Consider the following 18,888-nt stretch of genomic DNA (forward strand, 5'->3'; position numbering starts at 1 on the left):
AGAGTTACCCCTCTTCGGGCGCGTCCTTTTTTAGGATCAGCACGTCGCAGGCATCAATCTCAAGCCCGTTCCATGACACGGGGGCAGAGGTGTAGTTGATCAGAAAAACGTGCTGTTCGGTCTCGCGCCGGCGCAATCCTGCGGGCAGGAGATGCTGGGTCAGTCCGACCTCTTGCGCTGCCATAGAGATCACCCGATCCCAAAGGACCTCATCCGGGAAGCCGGACAGATACCAGGCCCCGTTTTCCCCCTTCAGGGCAGAAGTCCCGTCGGTGTAGGTCAGCAGGTCCTGGGCGCTGCCAGACAGGCGATCGATCCAGTGCTGAGCCGCGCCGCCGCCAACGACCTCGCGGCGCACGTTCGGGGGCAGAGTTTCGACGAGGTCAACCTCGCTATCCAGTTCTGACAGGCCGGGGCGCGCTTCTGGGATCTGAAAATCATGCGTGATGGCTCCGCTGCGGGGGCCATAGAGTGTCAGGTCACCCAAGCGCTGTTGTGACTTTTCGCCAATAGTGGCCAGCCCGGGGGCGAGGATCAGTTTGTACCCAGCCTTGGGCGTTTCGGACGCCGAGAGGATATCCACCGATAACCCGGCCCGCCGCAAGGCCCGATAAGCCGAGAAGACCAGCCGGAAATAGTTGAACCCGGCCCCTTGCGGCTGTGTGGTCCACGCCCAGTCCGAGGCGTAGTCGAACAGGATGGCCGCGTCTGCCTGTGTCTGGGTGACTGCGCCCAGCTTTGCCAGATCATCGGCTGTCTGGCGGGCCTCGGCTAAGGCCGGGGCGGGGGCATTGTTCGGGGTCAGTAGCCCTGCGTGCATTTGTTCCTGCGCAAACGGGGCCTGGCGCCAGCGGAAATAATTGACCACCTCGGCCCCATGTGCCACGGCCTCAAGCGACCACAGGCGCACCATGCCGGGCAGGGGGGCGGGATTATAAGGCGCCCAGTTCACTGGGCCGGGCTGTTGCTCCATCACCCACCAGCGGCCACGTCCAACAGCGCGGTAGAGGTCGTGGTGAAAGGCCTGCATGTCCGGGTCGCCCTGCTGCAGGAACGCGGTTTTGTGCGCCTCGTCAGCCTCAAGCCGATCGGACAGGAAGCCGATCGGGTAACTGTCCCATGTGGCGATATCCAGATCCTCACCGACCTTGAAATGGTCGAAATCCAGAATCCGCCCCATATAGTTGTGCAGCAGCGGCGCATCGGTCAGCGGCCGCAACACATCGACCTGAGCCTTGTTGAACACCGCCACCTGATCCGAGCTAAAGCGGCGAAAGGCCAGAACGTGGGCGGGGTTCGGCTCGGTCACGGTCAGGTTGGGCAGGTCGATCTGATCAAAGCTGTCGTATTCCATCGCCCAGAACACATTGCCCCATGCCGCGTTCAGCGCCTCAACCGAGCCATACTGATCCGCCAGCCACCGCCGAAACGCCTGCAAGGCCGGTTGGCTGTAGCTGACCGTGGTCTCGTGGCAGCCGTATTCGTTGTCGATCTGCCACGCGGCGATATGTGGGTTGCGTCCGTAGCGTTCCCCCATGATCCGCGTGATGCGGGTGCACTCCTCGATAAAGCCCTGATGGCTAAAGCAATAATGCCTGCGCGAGCCGAATTTGCGCGGTTGCCCCTGAGCATCCGCGGCCAGCATGTCAGGGTGTTTGTCCAACATCCAACGCGGGGGCGTCGCCGTGGGCGTACCCAGCACTACCTTGAGCCCCGCAGCCCCCAGCACACCAATCGCGCGATCCAGCCAGTCGAATTGCAAATCGCCGGGACTTGGTTCCATCCGGCTCCAGGCAAATTCGCCGATCCGCACCCATGTCAGGCCGGTTTCCACCATGCGGGCGGCGTCCTCGGCCCACATCTCTTCGGGCCAGTGTTCGGGATAGTAGCAAACGCCAAGTTCGGGCTTCATAGAAGGACTCTGTGCTCGGCTTGTCCCTTGCCAGCGCCGGAGGCGGCAAAGGTCATGCCATTGGTTGGGTGGTTGGCCAATGTCTCTGCATCCAGCCCTTCGCGTGCGGTGGTGCAGAACAGCGTGGTCAGATCATCTCCGCCAAAGGCGGGGCATGAGGTATGCGCCGCCTCAAAGGCGACCGCTGTCAGGAACTGGCCCGCAGGGGTATAAGCGGCCACGCGGCTTGCGCCCCATTGGGCGATCCAGATGTTACCGTCGACGTCGACCACCGCGCCGTCGGGGTTAATTCCATCGACGCGCAGATCGAGGAAGACCGTGCTTTCGCCCTCGGGCCAGCCGGTTTCAGGGTTCAAAGGCTGGAGCATAACCTGTTTCGTGACCGTATCTGCGTAATAGGCGCAGGACCGGTCCGGAGCGAAACAGATCGCATTCGAGATCGTGACGTTTGGCACCAATTGCCGCAACTCGCCCTGCCAGTACCGATAAATCGCACCTGCGCCGGGTTCGGCATTTTTTCCCATCGTGCCGATCCAGAACCCGCCCCACGGGTCCGCGCGCCCGTCATTCGAGCGGGTGACCGGGGTGCCTGCCTCGAGCGGGGAGATCAGTTCTTTCTGCCCGGTCTTCAGGCTGAATCGCCAAAGCCCCGTTTCAGAGGCGATCAATAGCCTGTCCCGGTCGACCCAGCCCGCAGCCGAGACATGTTCGCCGAACTGCCAACTATGCTGTTCGCCGTTTTCCCGCGTCATCAGGCGTTTGCCGATGATATCGAACCAGAAAAGCTGTTGCCGCTCGGGGTGCCAAAGCGGCCCCTCACCCAGTTCGCAAGGGCGGTCGTCGTAGACGATGCTCATCCGGCGGCCTCGTCATAGGCGGCCACGATCCGCGCGGCGAGGTCTGCGATCTCAGAGATGGCCATGCCGGGCTTGAACAGTGCCGATCCTATGCCGAACCCGTCGGCGCTGGCCTTGATCCACTGGTCGAAGTTCTCGGGCCCCGCGCCGCCGACGGCATAGATCAGCGTACCTTTGGGCAACACTGCGCGCAGGGCGGACAGCCCCGCCGGACCGGCCAGAGCGCCGGGAAAGAGTTTCAGGCCAGAGGCCCCGGCCTTGAGGGCCGCAAATGCCTCGGTCGGGGTGAAAATGCCGGGCCAGCTTTCCAGACCCAGTTGATGGGTGTGCGAGATAACCTGCGCGTCGCAGTTCGGCGACACGATCAGCCTGCCGCCGACCTTGGCCACCGCGTCCACCTGATCCGTCGTCAGAACGGTGCCTGCTCCGATCAGGGCGCGGTCGCCGAATTCCGCGGCCATAATACTGATCGACTCCAGCGGATCGGGTGAGTTCAATGGCACTTCGATCTTGTCGATCCCGGCTTCGATCAGGGCCTGCCCAGTGGCGGCGGCATCAGACGGGCGCAGACCGCGCAGAATGGCGATAATGGGACGGCTCATGCGGTTTGCCTCGTCAGGTTTCGGGCCTGCAGCAAGCCGGCCAGTGTGCATTGCGTGCTGTTGGCGGTTTCGACAAACGCGCCCTGTTGTTGCAGGGCTTTGGTGTAAATGTCTGAGAGTCCCTCGGCCCCGATGATCGCCAGTTGCTGCCCCAGCCAATAGGGGCGGGTCGCGGCCAGTTCCGCACCGATCAAAAAGCCGGAAAGCTGAGCGCGGGTAACGCTGCTATCCTGACCCTGCAACAGATCGGCGGCGCGCAGGCCGAACAGTCGCGCGGCCAGTTGTTCGGGTTTGGACAGGGTATCTGCCGCAGCCTCGGCAAAGGCGGCATCGTCCCACCCATGACCGACCGAGTGTTTTAGCACCGATTGCCCGGCCAGCAGATCGAACATCTCTCCGGTCATGAAGGTGCGAAAGCTAACGACCTCTCCGGCGCTGACCTGCACCCATTTGGTGTGGGTGCCGGGCAGACATATCACACCGTCCCAGTTCTGATGCGAGGCCAGAAACCCCGCGATCTGGGTTTCTTCGCCGCGCATGACATCGGGTGGCGCAACTTGTTTCAGACCGGGCACGACGAAGGCGCGAATGCGGGGGTCAGTGCCGGGTACACGAAACGGGGCAACTGGCGTCGGCTCACAGGGAACGGCGGAATAGGGGGCTTCGACCCAGCCCTGCCGCGCGCCGACCATTCCACAGGCGATCACGTCCAGTGGGGCATCGTTTAGCCAGCCTTCGATCAGTTCAAACAGCGCGGGTTCGAAACCGCCTTTGTCCACCCGCGCCATGCCTTTGTCCGACTGCGCCTGGTCCAGCACCGCAGCGCCCTGCATCGCCCAGGCCCGCAGATGCGAGGTTCCCCAATCGACAGCAATCCACTCTGTATTCATGGCTTTACCCCGTTACGACAACGCCGCCATCGACGGCCATACATTGCCCGGTCATCGCGCGGCTGGCGTCTGAGGCCAGGAATAAGGTCGGCGCAATCATGTCTTCAGGCGTCAGGTGTTCTTTCAGGCATTGGCGGTCCATATGCGCGGCCAGATCCTCGGGCGTGGCCCACATATCCAATTGTTTCTGCGTCAGAACCCAGCCCGGAGCCAGCGCATTAACCCGGATGTTCTGCGGCCCCAACTCGCGCGCCAAGGACCGCGTCATGCCCGTGATCCCGGCATTTGAGGTGGTGTAGATCGGATAGCCCGCATTGCCCATCATGTAGCTGATCGAGCTAAAATTGATGATCGCGCCCCCGTTTGTCATCTGCCGGGCGGCCTCCTGACAGGCGAAGTAATAGGCCTTGAGGTTCACCTCGATCATCCAATCCCAGAACTCGGTGGTGGTTTCTTCCAGCGAGTGGCGTTTGTCGTTGGCCGCGTTGTTGACCAGCACATTCAGCGGCCCATGCGCCTCGGCGGCTTCTTGCATGGTGGCGTGCAACAACTGGGTATCGGTCATGTCGCCCTGCATGAACAGGGGCGCACGCCCGTGTTTGTCGCGCATTTCTTCGACGAAACCGCTGGCCTCAGAACGGCCAATGAACGCGACATTGGCCCCTTGCGCCATGAAACCATCCGTCAAGGCAGCGCCTACACCGGACCCACCGCCGGTGATATAGACCGAGGCTCCGTTGAGATCGTGGAAAGTGGCTGGTTGATCCATCAGTGGCTCTCTCTGGTCACTAGGCGAGTGTCTTTGCCGACGAGGAAATCAAGGTCCGCGCCCTGATCGGCCTGCAGCACGTGGTCGATATAGAGTTTCGCGTAACCGCGGGTATAGTGCGGGTCATCCGGTTGCCACGCGGCGCGGCGGGCGTCCAGTTCCTTTTCATCCACCAACAACTCCAGCTCGCCCTTGCTGGCCGACACGCGGATGCGGTCGCCGGTTTTGACCAGCGCCAGCGTGCCGCCCGCTTGTGCTTCGGGGCTGACATGCAGGATGACAGTGCCATAGGCGGTGCCGGACATGCGCGCGTCCGAGATGCGGATCATGTCGCGGACACCTTCTTTCACCAGCTTGGCCGGGATCGGCATGTTGCCGACCTCGGGCATCCCAGGATAGCCCTTGGGGCCGCAGCCCTTGAGCACAAGAATGGTCTCGGGCGTGACCGGCAGGTCGTCGCGGTCGATATTGGCTTTCAGGTCTTCGATGTTTTCGAAAACGTAAACCTCGGCCTCGGTTTCCAACAATTCATCCGTTGCCGCCGAGGGTTTAACGATGGCGCCGTTCGGGGCCAGATTGCCTTTCAGAACCCGCAGGCCCGCAGCAGGTTTTACCGGATCGTTGAAGGGGCGGATGACGTCGGTGTTGAAACACTCGGCCCCTTCGTAATGGGCCGAGATATCTTTGTTCAGTACAGTTTTGGCTGGGCGCAGGAAGGGTTTGAGTTCGTTCAGAACGACCGGCACGCCGCCTGCATAACAGAAATCTTCCATCAGGTACTTGCCCGAAGGCATACAGTTCACCAGCAACGGAACTTCCGAGCCGATCTCGAAATCCTTCAGCGTCAGGTCCACGCCCACACGACCCGCCAGCGCCAGCAGATGAACCACCGCATTGGTCGATCCACCCACGGCGGCGTTGGTCAGAATGGCATTTTCGAACGCTTCCTTGGTCAGGATGTCCGAGGGTTTCAGGTCTTCGTCCACCATCTCGACAATCCGCTTGCCGGTCAGATGCGCCAGCGCCATGCGGCGGGCGTCGACAGCAGGCAGCGCGGCGTTGGTGGGCAAGGACATGCCCATCGCTTCGACCAGCGAAGCCATGGTCGAGGCTGTGCCCATCGTCATGCAGACACCTGCGCTGCGGGACATGCCGGATTCGGCGTTCATGAAGTCCTGCAGGGTCATCTCCCCGGCGCGGACGGCCTCTGAGAATTTCCACACATCCGTGCCCGAACCGATATCCTGCCCGCGATATTTCCCATTCAGCATCGGGCCGGAGCTGACGACGATGGACGGCAGATCGACCGAGGCTGCGCCCATCAACTGACCCGGCGTGGTCTTGTCACACCCACCCAGCAGAACGACGCCATCGATGCCATAGGCGCGGATCGACTCTTCGACATCCATGGCCAGCAGGTTGCGGAACAGCATGGCGGTGGGTTTCATCTGAGTCTCGCCCAGTGACATGACCGGGAACTCGACGGGGAAGCCTCCGGCCTCCCACACCCCGCGTTTCACGCCCTCGGCCAGATCGCGCAGACCCGAATTGCAGGGGGTGAGTTCCGACCAAGTGTTGCAGATGCCAATAATGGGGCGTCCGTCAAAGGCGTGATCGGGAAAACCCTGGTTCTTCATCCACGAGCGGTGAATAAACCCGTCCTTGTCGAGCTTTCCATACCAATGCTGTGAACGGCGTTTCTTGGTCATTCGCGGAGCCCTTTCAAGCGGCTTTGGCGGGCTGGCACCAGTCAGGCAGCCAGTCTGAATGTGCGGTAAGAAGGTCTGTCACCAGATTACGGATCTGGCGCAGGTCCAACTCGGCGGCGGTGTGCGGGTCCATCATGGCGGCGTGATAGATGTATTCCGGGTTTTGGTCGACCAGCGCGCGCACGGTCAATTCCTGCACGTTGATCTGTGTCCGCATCAGGGCAATCAGCTGCGGTGGGATATCGGTGACGACTGAGGGTTGCACGCCATTGCTGTCCACCAGGCACGGCGTTTCCACCGCCGCACCCAAGGGCAGCTGCGGGATTTGTCCAGTGTTCGGCAGGTTACCATAGGCCACATAGGGCGTGTCGGTGACGATGGCGTTCATCAGGTCGGCAGCAAACTCGTGGCTGCGGATCACCTCGATATCGCGCCCGTCGGTCAGGGTTTTGGCCTGTTCCTTCCAGTTGGCGACCTGTTCGATGCAACGAGTGGGGTATTCGTCCAGCGGGATCGAGAAATGTTCTATCAGATCCTGCCGTCCGTCCTTGATGAACCACGGGACGTATTCGGCCAGATGCTCGGAGCTTTCGGTGCAGAAATAGCCGAGATGGTCCATCACCTCGTATCGCACCTTGTTGGGGCAGCGCGGCATCAGCAGCGGGGCCTTTGGGATCTGGCCGCCGGCATAACCTTGCCGCAGCGCAGGGTAGAGGTCGCGCCCCTGATGTTCCAGTTTCAGAAAAAAGGCGACGTGATTGACGCCAGCGACCTTGTAACGGAACTCATCCTTGGGAAGGTCAAGGTCATGCGCCAATTCCTCGACCGTGTTCTGGACCGAGTGGCAAAGGCCAACATGTTTCAGCGAAGGGAACTGCTCGGCCAGGGCCCAGGTGTTGATCGCCATCGGGTTGACGTATTGCAGCAGCGTCGCATTCGGGCACAATTGCATCATGTCGCGCGCCACGTCCCACAGAACCGGAACCGTGCGCAGACCGCGCATGATGCCTCCGACACCCAACGTATCAGCGATGGTCTGGCGCAGGCCGTATTGTTTGGGGATTTCGAAATCGGTGATCGTGCAAGGATCGTACCCGCCGACCTGAAAGGCGGTGATCACGAAATCGGCGCCGTCCAGTGCTGCGCGGCGGTCGGTGTGGGTGGTGACGGTTGCTCCGGTTCCAACCGAACGGATCATGGCGCGGGCCACAGCTTCGCTTTCGGCCAGACGCTCGGGGTCGATATCCATCAAGGCGAAATGGCTGTCGGCCAGAGCGGGGGTCAGCAGAGCGTCGCCCACGATGTTCTGCATGAAGATCGTGGAGCCCGCTCCGATAAAGGTGATCTTTGTCATTGAGGCAAACCTCTGGTTTGACGTTATTTTACGGCACCGAGGGTCAGGCCCGCGATGAAGTGCTTCTGCATGAGGAAGAACATGGCCACCGGCGGCAAGGCCGCGACGATAGAGCCGGCGCTCATCAACTGATAGGCGGCGCGGAACTGGGCGTTGAAGCTGGTGATCCCTGCGGTGACAGGTTGGCTTTCAGCGCCTTGGGTCAGGACCACGGCCCAAAAATAGTCGTTCCAGATGAAGGTGAAGATTAGAACGCTGAGCGCCGCAATCGCCGGTTTCATCAGCGGCAGGACCACGTACCAGAAGATGCGCCATTCGCTGATGCCTTCGACGCGGGCGGCCTCGATCAGTTCAAAGGGCAGCGCGCGGATGAAGTTACGCATGAACAGCGTGCAGAACCCGGTCTGGAAGGCGATGTGGAACAGAACCAGGCCGGTTTTGGTGTTGTAGAGGCCCAGTTGCAGGGTCAGATCGCGCACCGGAACCATCAGGATCTGGAAGGGCACGAAATTACCTGCCACGAACATGAAGAAGATCCAGAGGTTCGATTTGAATTTATAGATGCCGAGTGCGAAACCGGTCATGCAGCTGAGCGCCACTGCTCCGATTACTGTCGGTATGGTGATCAGGAACGAGTTCAACAAATACCGTGGCATGTCCGAGTTGAAGAATACCTGCCCATAGTTGAACGCACCCTCAAAGCTGGACGGCATACCCCAGTAGTTTGCATTGGTGAAATCCGCCGCCGGTTTGACCGAGAACAGGGCGACCGCCAGGAGGGGTCCGAGCCAGAGCAGCAAGGCCAGCGGCAACATGGCCTGATAGCTGATTTGCGCCGCGCGGGATTGTTTTTCGATGGGCTTGGGAAACATCTCAGTGCCCCCTTTCTTCGCGGTACATCGACCACAGGAAATAGGCGATGAAGCAGAGCATGATCAGGAACAGGACCACCGCGATGGCGGCACCGTATCCCATGCGGAAGCCGTATTCGGACAGGGCGACCTCGAACATGTAATAGGCCAGCACGCGGGATGAGCCGAACGGCCCGCCCTGGGTCATGATCGAGATCAGGTCGAAGCTGCGCAACGCGCCGATGATGGTCACAACAAAGGCGATGAAGGTCGCGGGGCGCAGTTGTGGCAGGATGATGTGCCACAGCATCCGCAGGCCCTTGGCGCCGTCCAGGCGTCCAGCCTCGATCTGTTCGGGGTCCACGGCGTTCAGGCCGGTCAGGTACAGGATCATGCAATAGGCTGTCTGCGGCCAGAGACCGGCGAAGATGATGCCGTAGGTGACAAAGCGTTCGTCGCCCAAGACATTCAGCGGGCCCATGCCGAAGAGGCTGAGGAATTCGTTTAGCAGGCCAAAGGTCGGATCATAGAACCAGGTGAACACGAGGCCGACGACGACCTGTGAGATCACGAAGGGAAAGAAAAACAGCGACTTATACAGGCGGATGCCCCAGACCGTCTGGTTTAGGAACAACGCAATGAACAAGCCCGCCGGGATCGCTGCCAGATACAGGATCAGCCAGATCAGGTTGTTTTTGAGCGAGGTGTAAAACGCATCTCGGTCCACCCATTCCCAATAGAGGTCTTCGTAGTTTCTGAACCCGACATATTCGGCAGCCCCTAGCCCGTCCCATTCGTACAGAGACAGATTGAAGGATTGGAATACCGGGATGATCACATAGACCATGAAGAACAGCAGGCCGGGGGCCAGAAACAGCCAGGGCGCGATGCGCTGTTGATTTCTGTGGAACCAGCTTTCCTGTTCGGGGGCTTCAACGGCTGACATGCGGATACTCGAGGGTTTTGGTCAAAGGAGTAAGACGGGTTAGCACCCGCCTTACGCAGGTTTGGGTGCAGGCCGGGCTTGAGCCCGGCCTGACCGGTTTAGTTGTCGTAGATACGCTGACGGGCGCGTTCCAGTTTGGACAGGATGCGGTCGGCGTTGTCCGGCTTGACCATGAACTCCTGGAAGCCTTCCATCGACACTTTGGCCATTTCCGCAGGCGCATCGCGGTCCCAGAATTGAGCGACGCCACCGGGGCTGTTAGAAGACAGCATGGTGAAGCCCTGTTGCAGGAACTTGTCGTCATCCACTGCAGATTGTGCGTTCACAGGCAGCTGGCCGAGGTTTGCGCCATTGTTGATCTCGGTCTGTTCATCCGGTGAAACGGCAAAGCGCAGGAACTCTCGTGCGGCTTCTTTGTTCGAGGCGTTGGCCGGGATGTGGAACGTATCGGTCGGGGCATCTTCGGCCAGTTCGACATCGGGGTTGATGGCGACGAACTGGTAGAAATCCAGTTGATCGTCGGTCAGGCCAGCTTCGCGCAAGGGTGCAACAGCAAAGTTGCCCATCAGATAGGCCGCGGCTTCACCGTTGACCATGAAGGGCAGGGCTTCTTGCCAGCTATAGGTCTGGTGGTTGTCGATGAACGCACCCATGTCGATCAGCTGTTTCCAGTTGGCGAAGGTCTGCTTGACCCGGTCGTCTTCCCAGCTGATTTCGCCATTGGCGAGCTGGTTGTGGAAGTCGAACCCGTTGGTGCGCATGTTCAGGTAGTCGAACCAGCCACCGGCGGTCCACAGGAACTTGGTGCCGATGGTATAGCAGGCACGGCCCGAATCGACGATCTTCTGGCAGTTGGCTAGTTCTTCTTCCCATGTGGTCGGCTCGGTTAGGCCCAGCTCATCAAAGATGTCTTTGCGGTAGTAAACACCCCACTGGTAGTAGGTATAGGGCACGCCCCACTGCTTGCCGTCGATGGTCATCGCGCCTTTGGTCGAAGCCAGGTTGTCGGCAATCTCAGGTTCGGCCCATAGGTCCGAGACGTCTTCGAAGAGTCCAGCTTCGACATAGGGCTTCATCCGGTTGGCTGCATACCATGTCGCAACATCCGGCGTGTCGGCTGTCAGGAAGTTGCGGATTTGCGTCTTGTAGGCCTCGCGGTCGATCACGGTGGTTTCGATCTCCAGCCCCGGGTGCTTGGCCGCGAACCGCTCGATCATCGCTTCCATCGTCGCGCGCGGCGCCGGGTTCGATGTGTCGAGAAAGATTCTCAGCTCGCCGGTCAGCTCGGCCGCAACAGGTGCGGCAAGTGCCACACTGGCCACCAGCGCCGCTGCTGTGCGCTTGAACATGGAATGCATGGTTTCCTCCCTTAGCTTCCATTTTTACTTTTTAAGTTCCAAATAATGAAACCGTGTTTTACATATTGAAAACTACACATCGACTCGGTTAGTCTTGTCAAGACCCTCGTTGCAATGGCGATGGGTTAAAGGGAGGAGAACAGGCGCCCGTGGCTGGTGACGGAACAATAGGAAAAGCATGTGATGTGCTGGATCAGGTGGCGGCTTTTGCCCGCCCGGTCCGATTCGCCGAATTGCTGGAAAGCAGCGATTTTCCCAAAGCGACGCTGTATCGGTTTCTGCAGACGCTGACCAATCAGGGGATGCTGTCATATGACCCCGATCGGCAGACATACGCACCGGGATTGCGATTGGTGCGGCTGGCCCATGCGGCGTGGACGCAAAGCTCGCTGGCTCCGATTGCGCGTCCGTTTCTGGACGCGCTCAGCCGGGAAACCGGGGAAACGGTGCATCTGGCGCAGCTCGATTCCAGCCAGGTGCTGTATGTCGATAAGCGCAACGCCGCCCAGCCAATCGAGATGTATTCGCAGGCCGGAAAGGTTGGCCCGGCCTATTGCACCGGCGTCGGCAAGGCGATGATGGCGTTTCTGGATGAGGCCGCGCTGGACCGCGCCGTGTCGCAGCAAAGCTATCACCGGTTTACCGACAAGACCCTGACATCTGAGGCGGCGTTGCGGGCCGACCTCGAACTGATCCGCAGCCGGGGTTACGCCATCGACGATGAAGAGCACGAACCCGGCATCATCTGCATTGCCTGTCCGATCCTGACCTCGGGCGGGCGGATGCTGGGGGCGATTTCCGTGACCGGATCGACCGAGCGGATGAATTTCGAACAATTGGAAACCTGGGTTCCCCGAGTTCGCCGCGTGGCCGAACAGATCGGAGCCGAAGCACAGGCCTGGCGGTTCCCTGAGACCCGCCCAAGCGCCGAAACAGACAGGATGCAAGCGACATGACGGGTGTGACTTTGAACCAGGCGATCAAGCGGTATGGCGAGACGCAGGTAATTCACGGCATTGATCTGGAAATCGAGGATGGAGAGTTCTGCGTCTTCGTCGGCCCCTCGGGCTGCGGCAAGTCTACCTTGCTGCGGATGATCGCGGGGCTTGAAGAGACCACCGAAGGGCAAATTCATATCGGCGCGCGTGACGTGACTCATATGGACCCGGCCAAGCGTGGCGTGGCGATGGTTTTTCAGACCTATGCGCTGTACCCGCATATGAGCGTGGCTGAAAACATGGGCTTTGGTCTGCGCATGAACGGAGTTGCTAAATCCGAGATCGACCAGAAGGTGCAGCAGGCGTCGAATATCCTGAAGCTGGATCAGTATCTCAAGCGCAAACCCAAAGCGCTGTCTGGTGGTCAACGTCAGCGTGTGGCTATCGGACGGGCGATTGTCAGGGGGCCTGAGGTGTTTCTGTTCGACGAACCTCTGTCCAATCTCGACGCAGAACTGCGTGTCGAGATGCGGGTTGAGATCGCGCGTCTGCACAATGAGATCGGCGCCACGATGATCTATGTGACCCATGATCAGGTCGAGGCGATGACGATGGCTGACAAGATCGTGGTGCTGCGCGATGGTCGAATCGAACAGGTCGGCGCGCCGATGGATCTGTATCGCGATCCGGACAACCGGTTCGTGGCGGGGTTCATCGGCTCTCCGGCGATGAATTTCCTTGAATGCGACTATGCGGACGGCAAGGTTTCGCATCCGGCGCTTGGCGCACCATTGGAAGTGGCGGCCAACGTGCCGGCAGGGCAGAGCAAAGTCACGCTGGGTATCCGCCCGGAGCACATCGAGATCGACCGCGCGGGCGACACCTGCACCGTTGATCTGACCGAGGCGCTAGGCGGGGTGAGCTATTCATACCTGCTGACGCCGAATGGCGACAAGCTGATCGTTGAAGAGCGAGATGACCAGCGCAGCAAACAAGGCGATCGAATCGGCCTTGTCGTTCGCTCGGAGCGGGCAATGTTGTTCGATCCGGAGACCGGCCAGCGGTTCCGGTAACCATCACACAGCGCCCCAATTCAAACGCGCCGATCCCGCGATCCGGCGCGTTTTTTCTTGGCTTCAATTTTTCTGGATTTTGTATCCAATATCCGTTATGGCAATTTGAAAGGGCCCATTCCGCCCGTCCTGACCCTGCATTTTCAAAGGATAGATCCGATGTCGACCAATGTTTTCACCGGCACCATGCCTGCGCTCATGACCCCCTGTAAGGCGGATCGCACACCAGATTTCGATGCGTTGGTGCGCAAGGGAAAGCAGATGATCGATGCGGGCATGTCGGCTGTGGTCTATTGCGGATCGATGGGCGATTGGCCGCTGTTGACGGATGAGCAGCGCATGGAAGGTGTTGAACGCTTGGTCGCAGCGGGACTGCCCGTTGTGGTTGGCACCGGGGCCATCAACACCAAATCCGCCGTTGCCCACGCAGCACATGCGCAGAAGGTCGGCGCGGTCGGTCTGATGGTGATCCCGCGCGTCCTGTCGCGTGGCACGTCCCCGGCTGCGCAAAAGAACCATTTCAAGGCGATCCTGTCCGCAGCGCCGGATGTGCCAGCGATCATCTACAATAGCCCTTACTACGGCTTTGCCACGCGCGCCGATCTGTTCTTTGCCCTGCGGGCCGAGCATTCCAACCTGATCGGCTTCAAGGAATTCGGCGGCAAGGATGATCTGCGTTATGCGGCCGAAAACATCACCAGCCAGGACGATCAGGTGACCCTGATGGTCGGCGTGGACACCGAGGTTTACCACGGCTTCGTCAATTGCGGCGCAACCGGCTCGATCACAGGGATTGGCACGGCCCTGCCGCGCGAGGCCCTGTTGCTGGCCACGTTGTCGCAAAAGGCAGCGCAAGGCCATGCCGAGGCGCGCCAGCGCGCCCAGGAACTGACTGAGGCGATTCAAGTGCTTTCCAGCTTTGACGAAGGCCCCGATCTGGTGCTGTATTACAAGCATCTATTGGTGCTGAACGGCGAACAGGAATACCGTCTGCACTTCAATGAAACCGATGAGCTGACCGACGCGCAGCGCAACTATTGCGAACAGCAATACGACCTGTTCCGCACATGGTTCGCCGATTGGTCAAAACAGGGCGGAGTGATCGCTGAATGCATGTGATCGACAGCCATACCGGGGGTGAGCCAACGCGGGTCATCCTCGACGGCGCACCGGATCTGGGCTCTGGCCCTTTGGCCGAGCGCGCCCGCAGGCTGGCGACCGAGCATGAAGGGTTTTACCGGTCGATCATGCTGGAACCGCGCGGTCAGCCCGCCATGGTCGGCGCGCTGCTGGTCGAACCGGTTGACCCGTCCTGCGTGACAGGTGTGATCTATTTCGACGTGGACGCCGTGTTGGGCATGTGCGGCCACGGTACCATTGGTCTGACGGTCACACTCGCGCATCTGGGGCGGATCGGTACCGGGAGGCACAAGATTGAAACGCCCGCCGGGGTCGTGACGGTTGAGCTGCACGATGCCAATACCGTCACCGTCACGAATATCGAAAGCCGCCGGGTCCTCAATGACGTGACACTGGATGTGCCGGGCTATGGCGCGGTGACCGGGGATGTCGCTTATGGCGGCAACTGGTTCTTCATCGTCGATCCTAGCCCGATTCCGGTTGTGGCCGGCAATATCGGTCAGTTGACCGATATGACGGTCGCGATCCGTAAAGCCTCGATCGCGCAGGGGATTGGCGGCGAGCAGGGCGAGCCAATCGATCACGTGATCTTTCAGGATGCCTCCCCCGATCCAGACGTCCACAGCCGCAACTTTGTCCTGTGCCCGGACGATAACTACGACCGTTCGCCCTGTGGCACCGGCAGTTCAGCACGGTTGGCCTGTCTAGCCGCAGATGGTGCGCTGGCCCCCGGCAAGGAAATCATCCAGCACAGCGTCATCGGCAGCGCCTATCGGCTGTCCTATCAACCGGGGCCGAACGGAGGGGTCATCCCCTCGATCACCGGGCAGGCGCATATCATGGCCGAGACAACTCTGATATTTGACACGACCGATCCATTCAAAGAGGGCATAGAGTTATGACCAAGCAGGTCGTTGTGATTGGCGCCGGTATCATCGGCATCACAACGGCGCTGGAATTGCAGCGCCGGGGTCATTCCGTTCTGGTGCTGGATCGCGAAGGCGTCGCCGCGCAGGCTTCGGCCGGAAATGCGGGTGCCTTTGCCTTTCCCGAGGTTGAACCACTGGCAACCCCCGGCATCATGAAAAAAGCGCCGAAATGGCTGCTGGATCCGCTGGGGCCGCTGTCCATTAAGCCCGCCTATGCGTTGAAGATCGCGCCGTGGATGTATCGGTTCTGGCGCGCCAGCCGTCCGGGACGTTACACGGAACTCCTGCACGCCCAAGCCAGCCTGATGGACTTGTCCAGTGCAGCTCTGACCCGGCTGATCACATCGGTGGATGGCGAGGCGATGATGCAGCGCGACGGGCAGATGCAGCTATATGAAAGCGAGGCCGAGTTCCGCGCCAGCCTGCCCACGTGGGAGCTGCGCCGCCAGCACGGAATAGACTTCGAATTGCTGGAAAGTCGTGAGGCGATCGCCGAACGTCAACCCGGCCTCAGCCCCCGGTTCACCCATGCCGGATTTACGCCGAACTGGATCAACACTGTCGACCCAAAGAAGTGGGTCGAACATTTGGCGCAGGTTTTCCGGGACCGTGGTGGCCGGATCGAACATCAGGAGATACGTGCGCTGACCCCCACCGACATCGGCGTAAGGATCACCTTGGCAGAAAGCGAGCTCGAGGCGGACAAGGTCGTGCTGTGCGCCGGGGCGTGGTCGCATCACCTTGCGCGGACACTGGGCGATCACATCCCGTTGGAAACCGAGCGCGGCTATAACACGACCCTCCCCGAGGGCGCGTTTGACCTGCGGATGCATTTGACGTTCTCGGGCCACGGTTTTGTGGCCAGCCGGATCAATGGTGGGGTGCGGATCGGTGGCGCGGTTGAACTTGGCGGTCTGGATCTCCCCCCGAATTTCAAACGGGCCGATACATTGCTGCAAAAGGCGACGCAGTTTCTGCCCGGTCTGAACACAGAGGGCGGCACGCAATGGATGGGGTTCCGCCCGTCGCTGCCCGACAGCCTGCCGGTGATTGGGGCTTCGTCGCACGCAAGGGACGTAATCTACGCGTTCGGCCACGGCCATCTGGGCCTTACCCAATCGGCAGGAACAGCCGAACTGGTTGGCGCTTTGATTGACGAGCAGTCTGCCCAGATTTCACTGACGCCATTTTCGGCCTCCCGTTTTTAAGGACAGATCATGCGCAGCAGTAAAACAATTCATGTGATCTCGGCTCATGCCGAAGGGGAAGTGGGTGATGTGATCGTTGGTGGTGTTCAGCCGCCACACGGCGCGACAATCTGGGAACAGCGTGCCTTCATTGCGCAGGATCAGACCCTGCGGAACTTTGTGCTGAACGAACCTCGCGGCGGTGTCTTCCGGCACGTCAACCTGCTGGTGCCGCCGAAACACCCCGAGGCGGACGCCGCCTTTATCATCATGGAGCCGGAAGATACGCCGCCCATGTCCGGTTCGAACTCGATCTGTGTGTCTACGGTTCTGCTGGATGGCGGGATCATTCCGATGCAGGAGCCCGAGACGCTGATGACGCTTGAGGCCCCGGGCGGGTTGGTGAAGGTCCGGGCCGAATGCCGAAACGGCAAAGCCGAGCGCATCTTTGTGCAAAACCTGCCCAGTTTTGTCGACAAGATATCCATTCCGCTGGAGGTCCCGGGCCTCGGCACCCTGACCGTGGATACGGCCTATGGCGGGGACAGCTTCGTTGTGGTCGATGCTGCGGCGCTGGGGTTTGAAATCGTCGAAAACGAAGCCCGCGACATCGCGCGTATGGGCGTGGCCATCACCAATGCGGCCAATGAACAGCTTGGGTTTACCCACCCCGAGAACCCGGATTGGGATCACATCTCCTTCTGCGCCTTTTGCGGGCCGGTGGACAAAACCGAAACCGGCCTGACCGGCAAATCCGCGGTCGCCATTCAGCCGGGAAAGGTTGACCGATCCCCCACCGGCACGGCAGTCTCGGCCCGGATGGCCCTGATGGCCGCAAAGGGTCAAATGACGGTCGGTCAAACGTTCGAGGCGGTCTCGATCATCGGATCGCGCTTTACCGGACGGATCGTCGAACACGCGCAAGTCGGCGACCGACCGGCCATCATCCCCGAAATCAGCGGCCGAGGCTGGATCACCGGCACGCACCAACACATGCTGGACCCGGATGACCCCTGGCCCGGCGGGTATCGGTTGAGCGACACGTGGGGCGTCTGAACCACAGTTCAGATTTAGAGCAACTGCTTGACCAAACTCGCTTTTGTGCCCACCTCTGTATTGCTACTGTAAGTTGAATATGAAGGGCTTTGGGGTTCAGTGAGATTTCGTTTTACCGTAGCGGTCGTGGCAGTGGCTTCTTTGGGCTTCGCGCTTAGCGCAGGGGCCGAAGAGTCAACCAAAGTGCAAGCGCTTATGGATGATTGTCAGACAGTCAACGAGGCTCCTTCGGAAGCTTACGAAGCTTGTTCGCAGCTGCTGAAAATGGATGGTCTTTCAGAGGACGACCGGTTTGATGCTTTGTTCTTTCGAGGAGCGGCGAGCTTCGTTGTCGAGCAGTATACAGCGGCAACTCAGGATCTTACCGAAGCTCTTGAGATCCAGCCGGACTCTGTTCCAGCCCTCGCGGGTAGGGCTCTTGCTTTCATTAAAATGGGTGATTTGGAGCGCGCTGAACAAGACAATGCCAAAGCACTGTCACTTGACTTCGAAAACAAAGTCAGTCTGCTTAACGTAGCCAGAATTGAAAACAGCCGTGGCGACATTCAAGCTGCCATCAGGGCGAGTGAAAAAGTTCTGGATGTCGACCCCAATGATTCAGACGCTTACATGTATTTGATGGAGCGACACTATGAAACTGGCGGACTAACACAGGTAACTGCATTTCTTGACCGTGCCAGTCATCGATGGCCTGACGCAGACTGGGTTTTTGATATTCAGCTGTTTACGGCCCTTAACTATACCGGTGATGTCGAAGCCGCAGTTTCGGCGGTGTCTCAACGAGCCAGACGCAAACTCGATCCCGCCAATGAAGCTTTTACGCTTGCATTGATTCACCTTAAAATCGGGGATGAAGCCAAAGGCATTGAATATGTCAGGAAATTTACGGAACTATATTTTTTCCGGCAGCCAATAGTCGAGCAATTGTATCAGTCTGCGCTGAGTTGGGGAGTTTTTGGACGGAGCGATCGATGGGTTATTCGTATGACGACCTATGCTGTGATTGGCCGAAGGGATCTGGCCAAAGCTGAGATAGATGATTTTCTGCGAGACACCGGGGAAAACGGTCGCACGGTTTTTTTGGGACTGGTCCAAAAGGCAGGTGTTCCGGTTCCAGAGGAAGCTCAGGCAGGTTCACGCGCGCACCTTGAAGACACCATACTGCGTTATCTGGACCATGTTGAGGATACGGGTGGATTCAGTGTTTTCGGCTTGGCGAACAAAGACTGACCGTCATGCTGGGGCTGCCGCGCCCAAATTCTTGGAAAACAGATATTACCTGTTACCCCGTGTCAATTTGCGCCCCCACTAGAGGAT

17 protein-coding genes are annotated in these 18,888 nt (G+C 59.7%); 7 read left to right on the plus strand and 10 right to left on the minus strand.

Annotated elements, in window-relative coordinates; translation table 11 throughout:
* Positions 1-4: 4 nt before the first annotated feature.
* From GOX63_RS14110 to GOX63_RS14155, 10 genes are all read right to left on the minus strand, one after another.
* A complete protein-coding gene (locus tag GOX63_RS14110; RefSeq protein ID WP_170546096.1) occupies positions 5-1,912 on the minus strand; it encodes a beta-galactosidase in 1,908 nt (635 codons plus the stop codon).
* Positions 1,909-2,769, minus strand: a complete 861-nt coding sequence (locus GOX63_RS14115; RefSeq protein WP_170546099.1) for an SMP-30/gluconolactonase/LRE family protein — start codon at positions 2,767-2,769, stop codon at positions 1,909-1,911. Before GOX63_RS14115 ends, GOX63_RS14110 begins: the two co-directional genes overlap by 4 nt.
* Positions 2,766-3,371, minus strand: a complete 606-nt coding sequence (locus GOX63_RS14120) for a 2-dehydro-3-deoxy-6-phosphogalactonate aldolase (RefSeq protein WP_170546102.1) — start codon at positions 3,369-3,371, stop codon at positions 2,766-2,768. The genes GOX63_RS14115 and GOX63_RS14120 overlap by 4 nt, the downstream gene beginning before the upstream one ends.
* Positions 3,368-4,261, minus strand: a complete 894-nt coding sequence (locus tag GOX63_RS14125) for a 2-dehydro-3-deoxygalactonokinase (protein WP_170546105.1) — start codon at positions 4,259-4,261, stop codon at positions 3,368-3,370. The genes GOX63_RS14120 and GOX63_RS14125 overlap by 4 nt, the downstream gene beginning before the upstream one ends.
* A gap of 4 nt (positions 4,262-4,265) precedes the next feature.
* Complete coding sequence (locus GOX63_RS14130) at positions 4,266-5,030, minus strand: SDR family NAD(P)-dependent oxidoreductase (protein WP_170326547.1); 765 nt, start codon at positions 5,028-5,030, stop codon at positions 4,266-4,268.
* Positions 5,030-6,739, minus strand: a complete 1,710-nt coding sequence (locus GOX63_RS14135) for an IlvD/Edd family dehydratase (RefSeq protein WP_170546108.1) — start codon at positions 6,737-6,739, stop codon at positions 5,030-5,032. Before GOX63_RS14135 ends, GOX63_RS14130 begins: the two co-directional genes overlap by 1 nt.
* 13 nt (positions 6,740-6,752) lie before the next feature.
* The gene (locus GOX63_RS14140; RefSeq protein WP_170546111.1) at positions 6,753-8,093 is read right to left on the minus strand and encodes an alpha-glucosidase/alpha-galactosidase; all 1,341 of its coding nucleotides are present in this window, start codon (positions 8,091-8,093) and stop codon (positions 6,753-6,755) included.
* 23 nt (positions 8,094-8,116) lie between these two features.
* The gene (locus GOX63_RS14145) at positions 8,117-8,965 is read right to left on the minus strand and encodes a carbohydrate ABC transporter permease (RefSeq protein WP_170326544.1); all 849 of its coding nucleotides are present in this window, start codon (positions 8,963-8,965) and stop codon (positions 8,117-8,119) included.
* Position 8,966: 1 nt separating this feature from the next.
* Positions 8,967-9,890, minus strand: a complete 924-nt coding sequence (locus tag GOX63_RS14150) for a carbohydrate ABC transporter permease (protein ID WP_170546113.1) — start codon at positions 9,888-9,890, stop codon at positions 8,967-8,969.
* Positions 9,891-9,988: 98 nt separating this feature from the next.
* Positions 9,989-11,248 carry an ABC transporter substrate-binding protein gene (locus GOX63_RS14155; RefSeq protein WP_170546117.1) on the minus strand — a complete coding sequence of 420 codons (1,260 nt, stop codon included), beginning with the start codon at positions 11,246-11,248 and terminating at the stop codon, positions 9,989-9,991.
* 149 nt (positions 11,249-11,397) lie between these two features.
* Here GOX63_RS14155 and GOX63_RS14160 point away from each other — a divergent pair, with 149 nt between their 5' ends.
* From GOX63_RS14160 to GOX63_RS14190, 7 genes are all read left to right on the plus strand, one after another.
* A complete protein-coding gene (locus tag GOX63_RS14160) occupies positions 11,398-12,204 on the plus strand; it encodes an IclR family transcriptional regulator (RefSeq protein ID WP_170326541.1) in 807 nt (268 codons plus the stop codon).
* Entirely contained in the window at positions 12,201-13,259 is a 1,059-nt protein-coding gene (locus GOX63_RS14165; RefSeq protein ID WP_170326540.1) for an ABC transporter ATP-binding protein, read from the plus strand. Before GOX63_RS14160 ends, GOX63_RS14165 begins: the two co-directional genes overlap by 4 nt.
* 159 nt (positions 13,260-13,418) lie before the next feature.
* Positions 13,419-14,378: a dihydrodipicolinate synthase family protein gene (locus GOX63_RS14170; RefSeq protein ID WP_170326539.1), complete on the plus strand. Its 960-nt coding sequence runs from the start codon at positions 13,419-13,421 to the stop codon at positions 14,376-14,378.
* A complete protein-coding gene (locus GOX63_RS14175) occupies positions 14,369-15,301 on the plus strand; it encodes a proline racemase family protein (RefSeq protein ID WP_170326538.1) in 933 nt (310 codons plus the stop codon). Before GOX63_RS14170 ends, GOX63_RS14175 begins: the two co-directional genes overlap by 10 nt.
* Positions 15,298-16,536 carry an NAD(P)/FAD-dependent oxidoreductase gene (locus GOX63_RS14180; RefSeq protein ID WP_170546122.1) on the plus strand — a complete coding sequence of 413 codons (1,239 nt, stop codon included), beginning with the start codon at positions 15,298-15,300 and terminating at the stop codon, positions 16,534-16,536. The genes GOX63_RS14175 and GOX63_RS14180 overlap by 4 nt, the downstream gene beginning before the upstream one ends.
* Before the next feature lie 9 nt (positions 16,537-16,545).
* A complete protein-coding gene (locus GOX63_RS14185) occupies positions 16,546-17,571 on the plus strand; it encodes a trans-3-hydroxy-L-proline dehydratase (RefSeq protein WP_170546125.1) in 1,026 nt (341 codons plus the stop codon).
* 99 nt (positions 17,572-17,670) lie between these two features.
* On the plus strand, positions 17,671-18,801 hold the full coding sequence (locus GOX63_RS14190) for a tetratricopeptide repeat protein (RefSeq protein ID WP_170326535.1): 1,131 nt from the start codon (positions 17,671-17,673) through the stop codon (positions 18,799-18,801).
* Positions 18,802-18,888 lie beyond the last annotated feature (87 nt).

It is taken from the genome of Ruegeria arenilitoris, from assembly GCF_013031355.1.
Lineage (GTDB): Bacteria > Pseudomonadota > Alphaproteobacteria > Rhodobacterales > Rhodobacteraceae > Ruegeria > Ruegeria arenilitoris_C.

What these genes read in the sequence shown, in the direction of transcription:
- GOX63_RS14110 (WP_170546096.1), bottom strand. Translation starts at nt 1,912, where the DNA reads ATGAAGCCCGAACTTGGCGTTTGCTACTATCCCGAACACTGGCCCGAA.
- GOX63_RS14175 (WP_170326538.1), top strand. Translation starts at nt 14,369, where the DNA reads ATGCATGTGATCGACAGCCATACCGGGGGTGAGCCAACGCGGGTCATC.
- GOX63_RS14150 (WP_170546113.1), bottom strand. Translation starts at nt 9,890, where the DNA reads ATGTCAGCCGTTGAAGCCCCCGAACAGGAAAGCTGGTTCCACAGAAAT.
- GOX63_RS14170 (WP_170326539.1), top strand. Translation starts at nt 13,419, where the DNA reads ATGTCGACCAATGTTTTCACCGGCACCATGCCTGCGCTCATGACCCCC.
- GOX63_RS14145 (WP_170326544.1), bottom strand. Translation starts at nt 8,965, where the DNA reads ATGTTTCCCAAGCCCATCGAAAAACAATCCCGCGCGGCGCAAATCAGC.
- GOX63_RS14180 (WP_170546122.1), top strand. Translation starts at nt 15,298, where the DNA reads ATGACCAAGCAGGTCGTTGTGATTGGCGCCGGTATCATCGGCATCACA.
- GOX63_RS14155 (WP_170546117.1), bottom strand. Translation starts at nt 11,248, where the DNA reads ATGCATTCCATGTTCAAGCGCACAGCAGCGGCGCTGGTGGCCAGTGTG.
- GOX63_RS14135 (WP_170546108.1), bottom strand. Translation starts at nt 6,739, where the DNA reads ATGACCAAGAAACGCCGTTCACAGCATTGGTATGGAAAGCTCGACAAG.
- GOX63_RS14120 (WP_170546102.1), bottom strand. Translation starts at nt 3,371, where the DNA reads ATGAGCCGTCCCATTATCGCCATTCTGCGCGGTCTGCGCCCGTCTGAT.
- GOX63_RS14165 (WP_170326540.1), top strand. Translation starts at nt 12,201, where the DNA reads ATGACGGGTGTGACTTTGAACCAGGCGATCAAGCGGTATGGCGAGACG.
- GOX63_RS14185 (WP_170546125.1), top strand. Translation starts at nt 16,546, where the DNA reads ATGCGCAGCAGTAAAACAATTCATGTGATCTCGGCTCATGCCGAAGGG.
- GOX63_RS14115 (WP_170546099.1), bottom strand. Translation starts at nt 2,769, where the DNA reads ATGAGCATCGTCTACGACGACCGCCCTTGCGAACTGGGTGAGGGGCCG.
- GOX63_RS14125 (WP_170546105.1), bottom strand. Translation starts at nt 4,261, where the DNA reads ATGAATACAGAGTGGATTGCTGTCGATTGGGGAACCTCGCATCTGCGG.
- GOX63_RS14130 (WP_170326547.1), bottom strand. Translation starts at nt 5,030, where the DNA reads ATGGATCAACCAGCCACTTTCCACGATCTCAACGGAGCCTCGGTCTAT.
- GOX63_RS14140 (WP_170546111.1), bottom strand. Translation starts at nt 8,093, where the DNA reads ATGACAAAGATCACCTTTATCGGAGCGGGCTCCACGATCTTCATGCAG.